11 protein-coding genes are annotated in these 15,062 nt (G+C 71.8%); 4 read left to right on the top strand and 7 right to left on the bottom strand.

The features are described 5' to 3' along the window. Positions 1 to 10: 10 nt before the first annotated feature. The 3 genes from PV364_RS15105 to PV364_RS15095 all read right to left on the bottom strand — a co-directional run bounded on the left by PV364_RS15105 (position 11) and on the right by PV364_RS15095 (position 4,242). Positions 11 to 1,609 carry a Gfo/Idh/MocA family oxidoreductase gene (locus PV364_RS15105; protein ID WP_319660450.1) on the bottom strand — a complete coding sequence of 533 codons (1,599 nt, stop codon included), beginning with the start codon at positions 1,607 to 1,609 and terminating at the stop codon, positions 11 to 13. A 222-nt stretch (positions 1,610 to 1,831) separates the two neighbouring features. Further along, the gene (locus PV364_RS15100) at positions 1,832 to 2,584 is read right to left on the bottom strand and encodes a DUF2071 domain-containing protein (protein ID WP_319660449.1); all 753 of its coding nucleotides are present in this window, start codon (positions 2,582 to 2,584) and stop codon (positions 1,832 to 1,834) included. 824 nt (positions 2,585 to 3,408) lie between these two features. Next, positions 3,409 to 4,242: a class II fructose-bisphosphate aldolase gene (locus PV364_RS15095; protein ID WP_319660448.1), complete on the bottom strand. Its 834-nt coding sequence runs from the start codon at positions 4,240 to 4,242 to the stop codon at positions 3,409 to 3,411. Positions 4,243 to 4,318: 76 nt separating this feature from the next. Between PV364_RS15095 and PV364_RS15090 the strand changes: the two genes are divergently transcribed. The 3 genes from PV364_RS15090 (at position 4,319) to PV364_RS15080 (ending at position 7,463) form a co-directional block, all read left to right on the top strand. Further along, positions 4,319 to 5,107 carry a DeoR/GlpR family DNA-binding transcription regulator gene (locus tag PV364_RS15090; RefSeq protein WP_319660447.1) on the top strand — a complete coding sequence of 263 codons (789 nt, stop codon included), beginning with the start codon at positions 4,319 to 4,321 and terminating at the stop codon, positions 5,105 to 5,107. 176 nt (positions 5,108 to 5,283) lie between these two features. After that, the gene (locus PV364_RS15085; RefSeq protein ID WP_319660446.1) at positions 5,284 to 6,198 is read left to right on the top strand and encodes a sugar isomerase; all 915 of its coding nucleotides are present in this window, start codon (positions 5,284 to 5,286) and stop codon (positions 6,196 to 6,198) included. A 515-nt stretch (positions 6,199 to 6,713) separates the two neighbouring features. After that, on the top strand, positions 6,714 to 7,463 hold the full coding sequence (locus PV364_RS15080; RefSeq protein WP_319660445.1) for a GNAT family N-acetyltransferase: 750 nt from the start codon (positions 6,714 to 6,716) through the stop codon (positions 7,461 to 7,463). A 21-nt stretch (positions 7,464 to 7,484) separates the two neighbouring features. Here PV364_RS15080 and PV364_RS15075 read toward each other — a convergent pair whose 3' ends face one another. Next, positions 7,485 to 8,825, bottom strand: coding sequence for a GAF domain-containing protein (locus PV364_RS15075; RefSeq protein WP_319660444.1), 1,341 nt, complete (start codon positions 8,823 to 8,825; stop codon positions 7,485 to 7,487). Positions 8,826 to 8,996: 171 nt separating this feature from the next. Between PV364_RS15075 and PV364_RS15070 the strand changes: the two genes are divergently transcribed. Continuing rightward, the gene (locus PV364_RS15070; protein WP_319660443.1) at positions 8,997 to 10,520 is read left to right on the top strand and encodes an aldehyde dehydrogenase family protein; all 1,524 of its coding nucleotides are present in this window, start codon (positions 8,997 to 8,999) and stop codon (positions 10,518 to 10,520) included. Positions 10,521 to 10,682: 162 nt separating this feature from the next. Here PV364_RS15070 and PV364_RS15065 read toward each other — a convergent pair whose 3' ends face one another. The 3 genes from PV364_RS15065 to PV364_RS15055 all read right to left on the bottom strand — a co-directional run bounded on the left by PV364_RS15065 (position 10,683) and on the right by PV364_RS15055 (position 15,019). Beyond that, complete coding sequence (locus PV364_RS15065; RefSeq protein ID WP_319660442.1) at positions 10,683 to 12,077, bottom strand: integrase; 1,395 nt, start codon at positions 12,075 to 12,077, stop codon at positions 10,683 to 10,685. Further along, positions 12,068 to 12,265: a helix-turn-helix transcriptional regulator gene (locus PV364_RS15060; protein ID WP_099939993.1), complete on the bottom strand. Its 198-nt coding sequence runs from the start codon at positions 12,263 to 12,265 to the stop codon at positions 12,068 to 12,070. The genes PV364_RS15065 and PV364_RS15060 overlap by 10 nt, the downstream gene beginning before the upstream one ends. A gap of 1,410 nt (positions 12,266 to 13,675) precedes the next feature. Then, entirely contained in the window at positions 13,676 to 15,019 is a 1,344-nt protein-coding gene (locus PV364_RS15055) for an endonuclease domain-containing protein (protein ID WP_319660441.1), read from the bottom strand. Positions 15,020 to 15,062: the final 43 nt, after the last annotated feature.

Here is a 15,062-nt window from a genome sequence, read left to right as displayed (position 1 = left end):
GAAGCATGACTCACGGCGCGATGTCGAGGCGCCGGATCAGGCCGTCGCGCAGGGCGAAGCGGTAGCGCAGGTCGACCACGCCGCCCGGGAAGTCGCCCTCCAGGCGGTTGGTGACGGTGCAGTGCTCCGCGTCGGTGCGTTCGGCGGCGGTCAGTTCGGTCGTGTAGGTGTACTCGCTCGCCGCCCGGTCCAGCCACCGCTCGATGGCGGCGCGGCCCTCGTACGTCCGGCCGTCGTCGGTCACGGTGGCGTCGGGGGTGAAGGCGCCGATCGCCGTGGCGGTGTCGCGGGCGGCGTGGGCGCGGAGGTAGCGCGTGACGATACCGGGCAGGTCGGAGGGGTTGACGGGCTGTGCGGTCATGGCGTCGTTCCTCGGGGGAGCAGGGGCGTGCGACGGGGTGCGTGAGTGGCTGCTAAATCGGAAGCAAGTAGCTTCGATATTAGCAGCAACTCCACGGTGACCGTCAACCGCTCGGGCCCGGGCGCGGTGGCGGGGCCGGCGGACCGGGGCCCGCCGGGTCTGCGCCACGCCCGTGGCGGAGGCGCGCTCATGGCGTCGATGAGCCGGTGCCGGTCCAGGGCGTGGCGGAAGTCGGGGACCGTGTGGCCGCCCTCGGCGAGGTCGCGGGCGGACTGCGCGTACAGGGCCACATTGCCGGTCATGGAGCGGGAGAGGTCGGCGGGCAGGCCGTCGCCGAAGTACGACGCGGGGACCTCCAGGGGCGGAGGCGGTGGTGTCCGTGCCGCGGCCGCCGGCCAGGGAGAGATCGGCGACCTGCATGTTGCCCCAGTCCGCGGAGAGGACCAGGTCGCCTTCGGTGCCGTTGATCTCCCAGCGTAAGTTGTCACCCCGGGAGGTCCCGCCCCGGTAGAACACCGAGGCGGCCGCGCCGCCGGTGAGCGTGCCGATCACGGCGACCTGGTCCGGCGCGGTGATCGGCACGGTGCCGCCGTCCGCGGTGATCCGGGCCTCCGTGCGGCCGACCACGAGGTTGGCGCTCAGCTTCTCGAAGTCCCCCAGCACGTGGTTCAGCGGGTCGACGGCGTGCGAGAAGGGCGAGGTCAGCGGGGTCGCGCCATGGGCGTTGTCGTAGTAGTACTCCGCCTGGCGGGTGGCGGCCTCCGGGCCCCGGACCATGCCGGAACCGACCATGGTGGTGCCGATCACCCGGCCCACGTATCCGTCGTTGATCAGGTCCTGCGCGTACCGCACCTGCGGGGCGTAGCGGCCCTGTGTGCCGATGACGCTGCGCACCCCGGCCTTCTCCGCGAGTTCCGTCAGGTGCTGGGCCTCGGCCAGGCCGTTCCCCAGCGGCCACTCGCTGTAGACGTGCTTGCCCGCCTCCATGGCGGCCGACAGGAGTTCCAGGTGCTCGCTGACCTTCACCGCCACCACGACCAGGTCGATGCCCGGGTGTGCCAGGAGTTCCCGGTGGTTGACGTAGCCGGCCACCCCGTACCGCGCCGCCGCGGCCTCCGCCGAGCCGCGCCGGGAGGTGCTGACGGCGCGCAGCTCGTACGCCGGGGACGCCGTGACGACGGGGATGTGCGAGATCGAGGCCCAGCCGCCGGTGCTGCCGCCGATGATGCCTGCGCCGATCGTTTTCATGGGTTTCTCATCACAGGAGAGGAGGTGAATTCTGGAACGGATGAAAGCAATCTGGGATGCGCGGGGTCGCCGCGTCTCGGCCGGAATCCGACGGCCCGTGCGCCGGGGGCAAGGGCTGTGGGCGAGCGGGGTGTGGCCGTCTCACCGCACGCTGACACGTTATGGAATGAACGTACAGTAAAGAAAATGTCCGGTTCGCCACGCCTCTGGTGACGTGGTCCCTCAGGGAGTCGGAATGCCGGCCGGGCGGGAGGGTCGCCCGAAGCGGACGGGGACGCCGGCGGAGTACAGGACGCTCACCGGGGGACCCGCGGGCGCCGGCAGTCCGGCGGCGGTGACGAGGTTCTCCTCGCACGCGACGAGCTCGGCGCGGTGCAGGGGCCAGCGCGGATGGGTGTTGGGCAGGTACAGGGACCGCTCGAAGAACGTGTTGTGCAGACCCCAGCGCGCCGTGAGGAAGTGCTCCAGCTCGCTCGGCTCGGCGACGGGCTCGCCCACTCGCACGGTGATCCGCGCGTGCGCACCGCCCGCCCCCGGCCCGCGCCGCCGACTGGTGTACGTCAGGGTGTCGCCGTCGCGGCGGATGTCCATGCGCGCCCACTGGTACGGCAGCCGGAACGCGGCCCGCGCCACCGCGACCGGGATCAGCCGGGACGCGTCGAGCGAGCGGAAGACCACGCCGCGCCGCCCGTGCGCGTCCACCGAGTACAGGCGGACGTTGGTCTCGGGGAAGGTGCCGAGGTACGGGATGCCGGGGAGCCGGAACCAGCCGACACGGTGCATCCGGAAGGCGACGAGCCCCACGTAGGTGACCCCGTCGAGAGTGTCGGGCACCGTACCGGCGGGCAGCAGCGGCGCCACGTCCGCGGGATCGGCGGCCCAGTGCAGGAACGCCAGGTCGAGCCACGACTGCGTCAGCAGCGGATTCGCCGTGGCGCCCGGTGGGTCGGCCGTTATCGGTTCCGGGGCGGGCACACAGCAAGCATCGCAGAGTCGTCCGGCCTCCCGGGGAGTGAACGCCGGGGACCTGCCTCCCGGGCGGGTCCGGGGGCGTGCTCGATGGGGGGCCGCGGCAGGCGGGCGCGGGCGGCGCGGCCATGCGGGCGCGGGCGGCGCGGCCATGCGGGCGCGGCCGTTGTGCGTGCCCGGCGGCAGGTGTCAGCAGCGCGTTGCGCGGTCGGCGCGGCATGATCACCCCGCGATCCGGAGGACCGCATGTTCGGCGGACTCGGGCCCGTCGAACTGATCCTCGTCCTCGTGGTGCGCGTCGTGGCGGCCGTCATCGTCGGAGTCCTCGCCCTCGAACGACGCCGGTGACCCCCGCGGACCTACCCCGGGATCGAGCGGGGCCACCGCGGGGCGGGCTGCACCGCCGGACGGCCCGGGCGGGTCGGTCCCTTCGCGCCCTCGCCGCGCCGGGAGGGGACACGGGGGCGCTGCTCGCGGACCCGGACCCCGCCGTACGGCCTGCGCCGCGTCGGGCACCGGCGATCCGGAGGCGGTGTCCGTCCCGCCGGCCGCCGCCGACACCTGGTTCGAGGGCCGCTGCCGGTCGCCCGCGCCACGGTGCCGCTGTGCGCCGCTCCCACGGCGGAACACAACGGGCGGCCGCTGTTGGCGTGCGCCCTCCCCGATGGGCGGCGGCCGGGGCAGCCGCTGACGCGAACTCAACGCGCCTTCCTGGCCGCGCTGATGGAGCGGAACCCCTGCCGGGGCGACATCGCCCACCGCGACCACTGGCTGTGTGCGGCGGGCCTCCCGGCGGAGGGCGCCCGCGGGGTGACCCGCGCGGGGCCCGATCAGCCCAGGACGCGCAGGGCCCGCTCCACCGCCGTCGCCATGTCCGTGCGCGCGGGCGCGAGATAGCGGCGCGGATCGACGGTGGTGCCGTCCGCCGCGAGGAAGCCGCGGACCGCGCCGGTGAAGGCGATGTTGAGGGCGGTGCCGATGTTGATCTTCGCCATGCCGCCGGCGACGGCGCGCCGCAGCTCGTCCTCGGGGACACCGGTCGAGCCGTGCAGGACGAGCGGTACGGCGACGGCGGTGCGCAGACGGGCGATCAGGCCGTGGTCGAGCCGGGCGGTCCGGGTGGTCATCGCGTGCGAACTGCCCACGGCGACGGCGAGGGCGTCGACCCCGGTCGCGGCCACGTAGGCGCGGGCCCCGTCGGGGTCGGTGCGGGCACCGGGGGCGTGCACGCCGTCTTTGCCGCCGACCTCGCCGAGTTCGGCCTCCAGCCACAGGCCCGCGTCGTGCGCCCACTCGGCCGCGGCGCGCGTGGCGGCCACGTTCCGCTCGTGCGGCAGCGCGGAGGCGTCGTACATGACCGAGCCGAAACCGCAGTCGGCGGCCTGCCGCAGCAACGCGTCGTCGGTGACGTGGTCGAGGTGCAGGGCGACGGGGACCCGCGCGGATTCGGCCACGGCCGCGGTCGCCCGAGCTATGGGCGCGAGGGCGCCGCCGTGGAAGCGCACGGCGTTCTCACTGATCTGGCAGATCACCGGGCGGCCCGCGGCCTCGGCCCCGGCGACGATCGCCTCGGCGTGCTCCAGGGTGATGACGTTGAAGGCTCCCGCGCCGCGGCCGTCGGCGCGGGCGGAGCGGACGAGGGCGGCGGTCCCGATCAGCGGCATGAGGTCGTTGTTCCTCTCGACGGGCCGATGGCCTGTGGTTTCATGGCCGCCAGGTCCGGCGACAAGGGGCGAGACGATGGCGGCACCGCAGGCCCGATGGAGCGCGCTGCTGGAGATGCTGACCCGCGACGGACGGATCGAGGTCGAGGCCGCGGCCGCCGAACTCGCCGTCTCCGCCGCCACGATCCGCCGTGACCTGGACGAGCTGGCCCGCCAGAACATGGTCACCCGCACCCATGGCGGCGCCACGATCAACGCCATCGCCTACGACCTGCCGCTGCGCTACAAGTCCGCCCGCCGCGCCGCCGAGAAGGAGCGCATCGCACGCACCGCGGCGGCCCTGGTGAAGCCCGGCGCCGTCGTGGGCCTGAACGGCGGGACCACGACGACAGCGGTCGCCCGTGCGCTGGCCGAGCGGGGCGACCTGGCCGAGGAGGCCGGCGAGCCGACGCTGACCGTGGTCACCAACGCGCTCAACATCGCGGGTGAGTTGGCCGTGCGCCGGCATGTGAAGCTCGTCGTCACCGGCGGGGTGGCCCGCCCGGCCTCGTACGAGCTGATCGGTCCCCTGGCGGCCGATCTGCTCGCGCAGATCACGCTCGACCAGGTCTTCCTCGGCGTCGACGCCCTCGATGTCGCACACGGCGCCACGGCCCGCCACGAGGGTGAGGCGGGCGTCAACCGCGAACTCGCCCGGCGCGCCGAGCGGGTCGTGGTCGTCGCCGACGCCTCGAAGCTCGGCAAGCGGGCCTTCGCGCGGATCTGCCCCGTCGAGGACGTGCACGTCCTGGTGACGGACGGGGACGCGCCCGCCGGGCTCACCGAGCCCTTCGTCGCAGCCGGCGTGGAGGTCGTCCGCGCCTGACCACGCGTCGCGCCGGTCTTCACCCACGGGGACCTCCGCCTCCTTCCGGTGTGCGCGTTTTTGCGCGAACCTTGCACGAGTCGAGCAACTTCGCTCATCATGCTGGATCGAGCGTGCGGCCTGTCAAGACCGGCGGCACCGCCAGAGGCCGGATCGAATCGAGCGGACGGAGTCCCGTGAGCCAGACCGAGATCGAGATCGCGACCCAGCCCGACTGCTGGCGCCGGGCCGTCGCCCTGGCCGCCGACCCGAACGCCCCCTGGCGGGCGGCGATGCCCCGTCCCGGTGAGCGCGTGGCGGTCGTCGGCTGCGGCACCTCCTGGTTCATGGCCCACGCGTATGCCGTGCTGCGCGAGTCCGCCGGCCTGGGCGAGACGGACGCCTTCGCGGCCTCCGAGATGCCGGCCGGCCGCGCCTACGACCGCGTGCTCGCCCTGACCCGGTCCGGCACCACGAGCGAAGTGCTCGCTCTGCTGGGGCGCCTGCGCGGAGTGACGCCCACCGTCGCGGTCACCGCCGACCCGGCCACCCCCGTCATGGAACGCGCGGACGCCGCCGTGGTCCTGGACTTCGCCGACGAGACATCGGTCGTGCAGACGCGCTTCGCCACCACCGAACTCGTGCTGCTGCGGGCGCTGCTCGGCGAGGACCTGACCGGACTGGCCGCGCAGGGCGAGTCGGCGCTGACCGACCCGCTGCCCGGCGAGCTGCTGGAGACCGAGCAGTTCACGTTCCTCGGCAAGGGCTGGGCGTACGGCGTGGCCCAGGAGGCCGCGCTGAAGATGCGTGAGGCGGCGGGCGCCTGGACCGAGGCCTACCCCGTCATGGAGTACCGCCACGGCCCGATCAGCGTCACCGGGCCCGGCCGTGTCGCCTGGTGGTTCGGCGACCCGGCCGACCTGCCGCCGGGCCTGGCGGAGGAGATCGCCGGGACCGGCGGCCGTCTGGTGGCGGCCGGCCGAGACCCGCTGGCCGACCTCGTCCTCGTCCAGCGTCTCGCGGCGGCCCTCGGAGCCGCCCGCGGCCTGGACCCGGACTCCCCTCGGCACCTCACCCGCTCCGTGATCCTGCCCCCGGCGGAGAGCAGCTGACACTGCGTCAGGTGCGAGCACGGGCGGGCCGCCCCGGCTTCGAGGAGGCGGCCGCGGTCCTGCGGCGTCGGCACGTACGCGCTGCAATCGGCCGAGGCCCTCGGTGCCGGCCACGTCACCGGTGCGTGCGGCACGGCCAAGACCGCTTTCGTCGGCTCCCCCGGCGCCGACGGGGTCGCCGGCCGCACCCGCGACTGACGCCGTCCCGTCCCGCGCCCCGGCCCGTGGGCGCGGAGGTCGTCCGGCCCCGGATCGTCGGAACGCGGTTCGCCGCCGCGGAGCGGGTGCGCGCGGCGCTCGCCGACGCCCTCGAAGCGGTCCGCCGGCCACGCGGCGGCGATGCGCGGGGCAAGCCCGTCCTCCGCGTCCGACGCTCTCCCCTGGGGGTGTGCCGGTGGGGCACGGAGCCGGGTCGTAGGGTGGGGAGCTGCTTCTCAGGGCAGGAAGGGATACGGCTCCGTGGCCGTTGCACCCAGTGGCCCGCGCAACCCCACGGATCGGAGAACCGCCCCGCCATGTCGACCAGCGTCCACCCCGCCCACCCGTCCGACTCCGGTGCGGAGCCGCTCGCCGCCGCCGCGCCGCATCCGCTGGACAACCCCGTGTGGTTCGCGTTGACCGGAGCGCACGCGCGGTTCGCCGAGCGGCACGGCCGGGCCGTGCGCTACCCCGGCGACATGTCGCCGTTCGCGTCACTGGAGGACCAGGCCGACCCGGCGGCCTGGGCGGACCTGGCCGAACTGCTGGGCCCCGGCGGGACCGCGCTGGTCACGGGCTCGCCCGAGGTTCCCGGGGACTGGCAGGTACTGGAGGGCGGCGAGGGCGTGCAGCTCGTCGGGACGAACCTGCGTGTCGCGCACGATCCGCAGGCGGTACTGCTGGGCGCCGACGACGTCCCCGAGGTCATGGACCTGATCGCCCGCACGAAGCCCGGCCCCTTCGCGCCGCGCACCATCGAACTCGGCACCTATCTCGGCGTGCGGGAGAACGGGCGCCTCATCGCCATGGCGGGCGAGCGCATGCGCCCGCCCGGCGGCACGGAGATCAGTGCCGTGTGCACCGACCCGGACCACCGCGGCCGCGGCCTGGCGAGCCGGCTGATCCGCGCGGTCGCCGCGGGCATCGCGGACCGGGGGGACACGCCCTTCCTGCACGCCGATCCCAGGAACACCAACGCGATCCGGCTCTACGAGTCCATGGGCTTCGCACTCCGCCGCCGCCCGCTCTTCCTCCTGGTCAGGGCGCCGGGCGACGCGACGGTGTGACGCCGGCCGGAGGAGCGCCGCTCAGGCCCGGTCCAGCAGCGTCCGCAGCATCAGCCGGCGCGGCGACTCCCGGGGAAGCGCGCTGATCGCCGCCTGCAGCATCTCGGCGTCGACGTGGTTCTCCGGGCGCTCCAGCCAGGCGAGCAGCAGCCGGGCGTCGCCGCGGTGCCGCAGCGCCCGGCGCATCTCGCAGTCGAGTTCGTCCCGCGCCTCGGCGACGGCGGGAGCGGTGGACCCGGGCAGCAGCGCCCCCGGGTAGGCGGCGAGCGCCTGGCGGTACGCGCCGCGGGCGAGCAACGCGCGCACCTCCTCGGCGTCGCTGGAGGCGGGCAGCAGAAGCCGGTACGGGCGCGAGCCGACGACATGCGGGCCCAGCAGGCGCCGCAGCCGGGACATCTCCGCGCGAACCGTGACACGGGCCGCCTCGTGCTCGTGCAGCCGTACGGCGAGCGCGTCGGCGCCGAGCCCGCGCGGGTGCAGGGCGAGGACGAATACGATCTCGGAGTGGCGGGGGCTCAGTTCGACACGCCCGTAGGGCGAGCCGAACCTCGCCCGGTCGCGCGCGAGCACCTCCAGCCGGCAGGTCGCAGCGGCGGTCCCGGCCGCCGCCGGAACCGGTACCCGACCAGGCACCGGAGCGGGGACCGAGGCCGGTTCCGGTGCGGCCGCCGGGATCTCACCGCGCAGCCGCAGCACCCGCAGTTCCGCCTCCGCCGCCGCGACCGTGGCCCGCACCAGCGCCAGCGCGTGGGGCGCCGCGATGTGGTCGCCCCCGGTCAGGTCCAGCACACCGATGACCCGCCCGGTGTCCGGGTCCCGCAGCGGCGCGGCCGAACAGCTCCAGGGATGCACCCGGCGTACGAAGTGCTCGCCTGCGTAGATCTGCAGCGGCCGGCCGAGGGCGAGCGCCGTGCCCGGCGCGTTCGTACCGGCGGCCTCCTCGGCCCACACCGCACCCTCGACGAAGCCGATCCGCTCTGCGCGCGCCGCCAGCCCCGGCGCGCCCTCGACCCACAGCAGACGGCCGTGCTCGTCGCCGACGGCCACCAGTTCGTTGCTCTCCTGCGCCGATTCGACCAGCAGGCGGCGGACCACGGGCAGCACCGCCGCCAGCGGGTGGCTCTCGCGGTAGGCGCGCAGCTCCGGTCCCGCGAGGGCGGGCACGCTGGGCCCCGCGACCTCCGGGTCGACCCCGCGGCTGCGGGAGCGCTGCCACGAGTCCCGCACCACGTCGCGCACCGGCCGCGGCGCCCGCCCGGTGATGAGGAACTCCTCGTGGGCACGTGCCACGTCCCGGCGCAGCAGCTTCGGATCGGTCCCGGGTGGCCAGGCCGCGTAAGAGGCCGCGTACGAGACAGTCATGGTCGCCCCTGGGTCGGGGGTGGGCCGGCGCCCGGCGGCACCGGCCGGCTGCAGCCGAGTGTAGTTCCGCGGGTACGCCGCGTCGCAACCCTCCTGCAACCTTCTCCGTTCTACGGTCGCACCACCGCCGTCCGCAACGGAGCGGGCGGCCCATCCATGGGAGGCCGCCCCATGACCCGCTACGCCAACCCCGGTTCCGAGGGCTCGATCGTCCGGTACCAGGCCCGCTACGACCACTGGATCGGCGGCGAGTACGTCCCTCCCGCGCGCGGCGAGTACTTCGAGAACCCGACCCCCGTCACCGGTCAGCCGTTCACCGAGATCGCCCGCGGCACCGCCGACGACGTCGAGCGGGCCCTGGACGCCGCGCACGCGGCGGCCCCCGCGTGGGCCAGGACCTCGGCCGGCGAGCGCGCGAACATCCTCAACCGGATCGCCGACCGCATGGAGCAGCACCTGGAGGAACTGGCCGTCGCCGAGAGCTGGGAGAACGGCAAGCCGGTCCGCGAGACGCTGGCCGCCGACATCCCGCTGGCCATCGACCACTTCCGCTACTTCGCGGGCGCCGTCCGGGCCCAGGAGGGCAGCCTGGCCGAGATCGACGACGACACCGTCGCGTACCACTTCCACGAGCCGCTGGGCGTCGTCGCCCAGATCATCCCGTGGAACTTCCCGATCCTGATGGCGACCTGGAAGCTCGCCCCGGCCCTGGCCGCGGGCAACGCCGTCGTCATCAAGCCCGCCGAGCAGACCCCGGCGTCCATCCACTTCTGGATGAGCCTGATCGCCGACCTCCTGCCGCCCGGTGTCGTCAACATCGTCAACGGCTTCGGCGTCGAGGCCGGCAAGCCGCTCGCGTCGAGCCCGCGCGTCGCCAAGGTCGCCTTCACCGGCGAGACCACCACGGGCCGGCTCATCATGCAGTACGCCTCGCAGAACCTGAAGCCCGTCACGCTCGAACTCGGCGGCAAGAGCCCCAACATCTTCTTCGAGGACGTCTCGGTCGCCGACGACGACTTCTACGACAAGGCGCTCGAGGGCTTCACGATGTTCGCCCTCAACCAGGGCGAGGTCTGCACCTGCCCGTCCCGCGCGCTGATCCAGCGCGGCCACTACAGCGCCTTCCTGGAGGCGGGCGTCACCCGCACCGAGAAGATCGTCCAGGGTCACCCGCTGGACACGTCCACCATGATCGGCGCGCAGGCCTCCAACGACCAGCTGGAGAAGATCCTCTCCTACTTCGACATCGGCCAGCAGGAGGGCGCCAAGGTCCTCACCGGCGGCGAGCGCGCGCAGCTCGGCGGCGAACTGGCGGGCGGATACTACGTCCAGCCCACCATCCTGGAGGGTGACAACCGCATGCGGGTCTTCCAGGAGGAGATCTTCGGCCCGGTCGTCGCCGTCACGTCGTTCAACGACTTCGAGGACGCCATCTCCATCGCCAACGACACCCTCTACGGCCTCGGCGCCGGCGTCTGGACCCGCGACGGCAGCACCGCCTACCGCGCGGGCCGCGCGATCCAGGCGGGCCGGGTGTGGACCAACTGCTACCACGCCTACCCGGCGCACGCCGCCTTCGGCGGCTACAAGCAGTCCGGCATCGGGCGCGAGAACCACAAGATGATGCTCGACCACTACCAGCAGACCAAGAACCTTCTGGTCAGCTACTCGCCGAAGAAGCTCGGCTTCTTCTAGGAGCACGAAAAAAGGCGCCTGACCTGGTCTTTCACCCGTCAGGCGCCTTTCCCTCAGCTTGCTCTCGGCCGAGCCCGGCTTGCGTGCTAACTCCCAGTTCCTCCCACACCTGTACCGCTCCTGACCAGTACTTCCGGACCAGTCACGGACCAAACCCACGCTTCAGCCCTCGGTTGCTTCGCCTTGGCTGACACGCCCCCACTCCTGCATCGACTGCTCGATGAGGCGGTTCGCCTGTTCTCGAACGCCGTCGAGGAACTTGGCGTAGTGACGGAAGAGAACCTCGATGCTCTGGCCGGCGCGGCGGGCGCATTCGGCCGGGTCCACTCCGGAGTAGAGCCAGAACGAGATCCCCGCGTGCCGGAGATCGTAAGGTCGCTTAGCCAGGCCAGAGGTGCGCTCCGGGCGAGTCAGGGCGTGTTCCTGGGCCCGCGCCCACGTCTTGCCGTATGCGGCAGCGTCGACGTAGTTGCCAGCCTCGTTCCGGAAGAGTCGGCCATCAGGTGCCACGTCGAAGCGTTCCACGTGGGCACGCAGCATGCGTACGAACTGCGGTGGGATGGGCACAGGCCGCGTCGCGCTTGCCGCGCGACGCTTGAGCGAGTGCACCTCGTGCACCTCACCGTCGTCAGTCCACTCCTTGCCGGACGTGACGACCCCGCCCGAAAGGTTGAGCATTCCCCATCCGGTCTTCGCCAAGTGGCATTGCTCGATCCGAAGATGGATGACCTCAGCCGGCCGCATGGCCGCGAAGTACATGCAGCCGAAGAACGCCTCAAGATGACGCCCCCGCCCCGACTGGCCGGCAACAGCCTCGAGTAGCCGAAGCACCTGGGCCGGATTCGGAACGGCAGCCGGATCCACCTCCTCATTGACCGCCGGCGCATTCCACCGGAGCCCGTTGAGGGGGTTCTCCGCGAAGTACCTCTTCTCCACCGCAGTGTTGAGAGCTTCGTTGAACGCAGCCCTCTTGCGTCGGGCTGTCTTGGCCGCAGCCGCCTTGCCGTCCAGCTTGCGGCACATAGCATCGAGGGCCCTGCGCAGAACATCCGCATCCGCACGGGCGCTGACAGGCAGAGAGTTCCGCTTCATCCAGTCCAGCGCGTGGAGCCACTCCTCGTCGGGTTCGCGCTGCCAGGCGTTCTTGTTGAATGCCCAGGAGTACAGGGCACGCCTCAGTACCCGCGGATCGGAATACGTTGCGCCGGGGTGCACCAGGGCGGGCGTGATGGTAGCGAAGGCATCGGCCAGGGTGCGGCGGGTGTTCCCTGGCGTACGCTCCCATCTTTGCTCGATGTATTCGTGCGCCAGGTCGTACCACGTAGTCCGCTGCTTGATGGCCCGCAACTCAGATGCGGGCAGACCGGTGTGCTCATCAAAAGGCTCACCCTCGCGCGCCGCTGTCATCAGCTTCGCGCGCCGGCTATCAGCAAGCGCGAATGTGATGAAGGACGCGGACTTCTCGCGCCCGTTGACCGTCCACCGGATCTGGAAAGGCTTGCGCCGATCAGAACGCTCGCGTATGTCCCAGAAGCGGACGTTATAACTCATCGCCATCCAGGCGTATCCCTTTCACACGCCTCCCACCACGCATCCAGATCGGCGCGGCGGCAGCGCAGTTCACCATTCGGTAGCTTGATCATTCGGGGTGCCTGACCGCGAGCGCGTAGGCGGTAGAAGGCCGATGCGCTCATGCGGATTTCCGCTAGGACTTCGGCAAGCTTGAGCGCAGGTGGACGAGCCATTGATGTCTTCCTCGGGCATTCCGGATTTGTCGGCCACCCAAGCGGCAGCGCGCGACTTGTACCCACTCCGCCACAGCTGATGGGCAGGCGCTGTCAGTTACAGGGGCTGCAGGGCGCCGACATGAAGGGCCATAGTGTCCGAACGGCTCCACCGCCAAGCACAGCCGCTGCGAACACCCTCAATGGTCTTCATGATCGCCGGTTTGGCCAACCGGCGATCGTGGTCTATGTTGTGCGCCCCCACAGGGAAATTCACGGACGATCGCTAGCGGACGAAACTCAGGGGCCAGCCGGTGCGATCGGACAACGGGGTCGCGCCGTCCGTCACGAGCACCCGGAGCCCGTCGTCAATTAGCCAGTCCAAATCGTGCGCAACGATGCGCTCGGGAGCGCCGACGGCTCGGGCTATGTGCCAGGGTGGGGCTCCAGGCGTGTCGCGATGCGCGCGAGGACCACTCGGTCCCGGCGATAGCTACGTTGCAGCAAGTCCTCGCCGACCAACCCGGTCGCACAGACGCAAAGAAACAGCGCCGTGGATGAGCGTCGTAATCCTCTCGCTCCGATGTGTTCCATACGTTCAGGGCGGTGCCAAGCGGATGGGGGCGTTGAATCGGACGGATCGGAGAGCGGCGTTCGTCAGGGGGTACTCCTTGGGTCGGGCCTCTGCGATGAGGCCGAGCAGCACGAGGTACCGGCCTCCGGCATGGCCGACCTGCAGGTCGGCCCGGAATCCTGAATCCCATCACTGACCTGGTGTTTTTCGGGGACGTTGTACGTTGACATAGTCCCAGAGAAGGTTCCAGTCCTTCGGGTCTATTTCTCGTCTGCCGTGGGCGAATGCCGGGCCGAGGGAAGTCCAACCGGAAAACGTCAGGGGCTTTCCGTCGGAGAAGAGCGGCAGGGCATGCTCCGCCTTCGCCTGGCTCGGGCGCACCGTGAAACCGGTGTGCACGGCGCCGGCGGCCAGCCCGGACGAGAAGCCGACAGCCTCCGAGAAAGAGGCGGCGCGGAAGTCGCTGGCTGTACTGCGGACAGACCTGCGGGTGGCGCAGATCGCTGGGAATCGGGGCCCGGAGTGAAACGGAAGGGCTACAACGCCTGAGTGTCGCGGCCTTTGCGAGGGCTGCATGATCCCTTTCCAGTGCCAGGGTCACTGCTCTGCACGGCCACGCAGGCAGTCGACACGGTACTGAGCCTCTGCCTGCGAGTCAGGTCGCATGGACGCGTGCTGGGCTGTGTAGGTTGTCATGCGTAACTCGCGAGCCCCAGCGAGGAGCTCGTATCCCTCCCACTCGGTGACGTCCGTTCCGTACGGACTCTGCTGCGCATTTCGCTGGGGCGTGCGGGGTGACCCTGTCGGGGCCGGCAGATGCGAGGTGACGTGGGGGCGTCAGGTCTCCCGGTGCTCGCTCAGAACAGTGCTGGGCCCTCGCCGCTGGTGTCCACGATGACTGGCCGGAACTGGGCAGGGAGGCCATCCAGGCGGTCAGGACCGGCCGCGGCGGCCACGGCAGGGGCCGTCTCGGCCAGCCAGGTGCGAAACCGCTCGGCGGCTTCGCGGTAGGGGACTCGCGCCAGGACACGGTGCTCGCCGGAGGGGCAGAAGTCGACGGCGGCCGTGAGCAGGCAGGAACGGGGCGCCTGGTGACTGCCCGTCCAGGACACGCGCAGGACACCGCAGGGCTTGCGCCCGCGGGGAGCGGGGTGGGTCGGGCGCAGTGATCGGCAGGCTGTGTGGGCGGTCCACGCGGCGAGGTGCGGCAACGGGAGGGTGGTGCGTGCGCGGCAGCCGGGGCAGCGGTGCCAGTGGCGGAGCCAGTCGTCGGTGTCGGTGTGGAAGAGGCGTGTGTAGCGGTTCGCCACGCGGATGTCGTTGCTGTACAGGTGGTCGGGGCGTTCCAGTGTGTTGCAGGACTGGCAGAGGGGGGCGCGGGCGTAGTCGTGTTCGTGGCAGTGGTCGAGGACGGTGGCGGGCGCAGTGCGGCAGACGGCGCATGCCCACCCGGCCACCCTGCGGGAGGTACCGGGTTTCCTGCTGAGCACCGAGTACAGCTGGCCTTCCAGCTCTTTGTTGTACGGGCGCAGTGAGGCGGTGGGGTCCTCGGGGCTCGTCGTCTGCCGACCGCCGGCGTCTCGGGCCTGCCGGGGGTAGGAGGACGGCTCGGTTGCGGCTGCGCCTGCCTGGCGGGTCCGCGCGGCTTGCACCCACTGCGTTTCGGTGTGCTCGGCCGCATCCAGCAGCCTGACCACAGCGCGCGGCAGCCACCACGTCCGCTGCGTCCCGTCGCGGGTCTGCTCCACGAGTATCTGTCGCCAGTCGATCCCCGCCAGATGGTACGGCCGACCGACTTCACGTCGTGCTGCCCGCGCGGGGCCGCCCGGCTCCTGCAGTTCCCGCGTGATGCGCCGGCGCCAACGCAGCGGCGTCTCCTCGTTGTACTCCTGCCTCGGCGCCCCACGAAACGGACCGATGCGGACCAGGTCCTGCCGGTCCATTCCCACCGCGTTCAGTTCCGCGGCCGCCCGGCGCACCTGAGCCTCCGGAACACTCCACTGACCGCCGCTCGCCCTCACCGTCGCCACCACATGGCCGCCGAGCAGGACGTAGCCCGCCCGGGCATGGGCAGGAGAGCAGGTGAATGCCCCAGAAGCCGTCGGCACAGCACTGTCGGCCGTCAAGTCGACCCACAGAGCGTCCGCGGCACCCAGGGTGATCAGGCCGTCCGTGCGACCGGGCATGACACGCTCTGACATACCGACAGGCTAACGGCCTGCACCGCGGCAACGGTCTCCAAGC

The organism is Streptomyces sp. MI02-7b (assembly GCF_033793585.1).
In the GTDB taxonomy this organism is placed as follows: Bacteria; Actinomycetota; Actinomycetes; order Streptomycetales; family Streptomycetaceae; genus Actinacidiphila.
The sequence above is the reverse complement of the archived record's forward strand: the minus strand, read 5'-3'. Positions and strand labels throughout refer to the sequence as shown.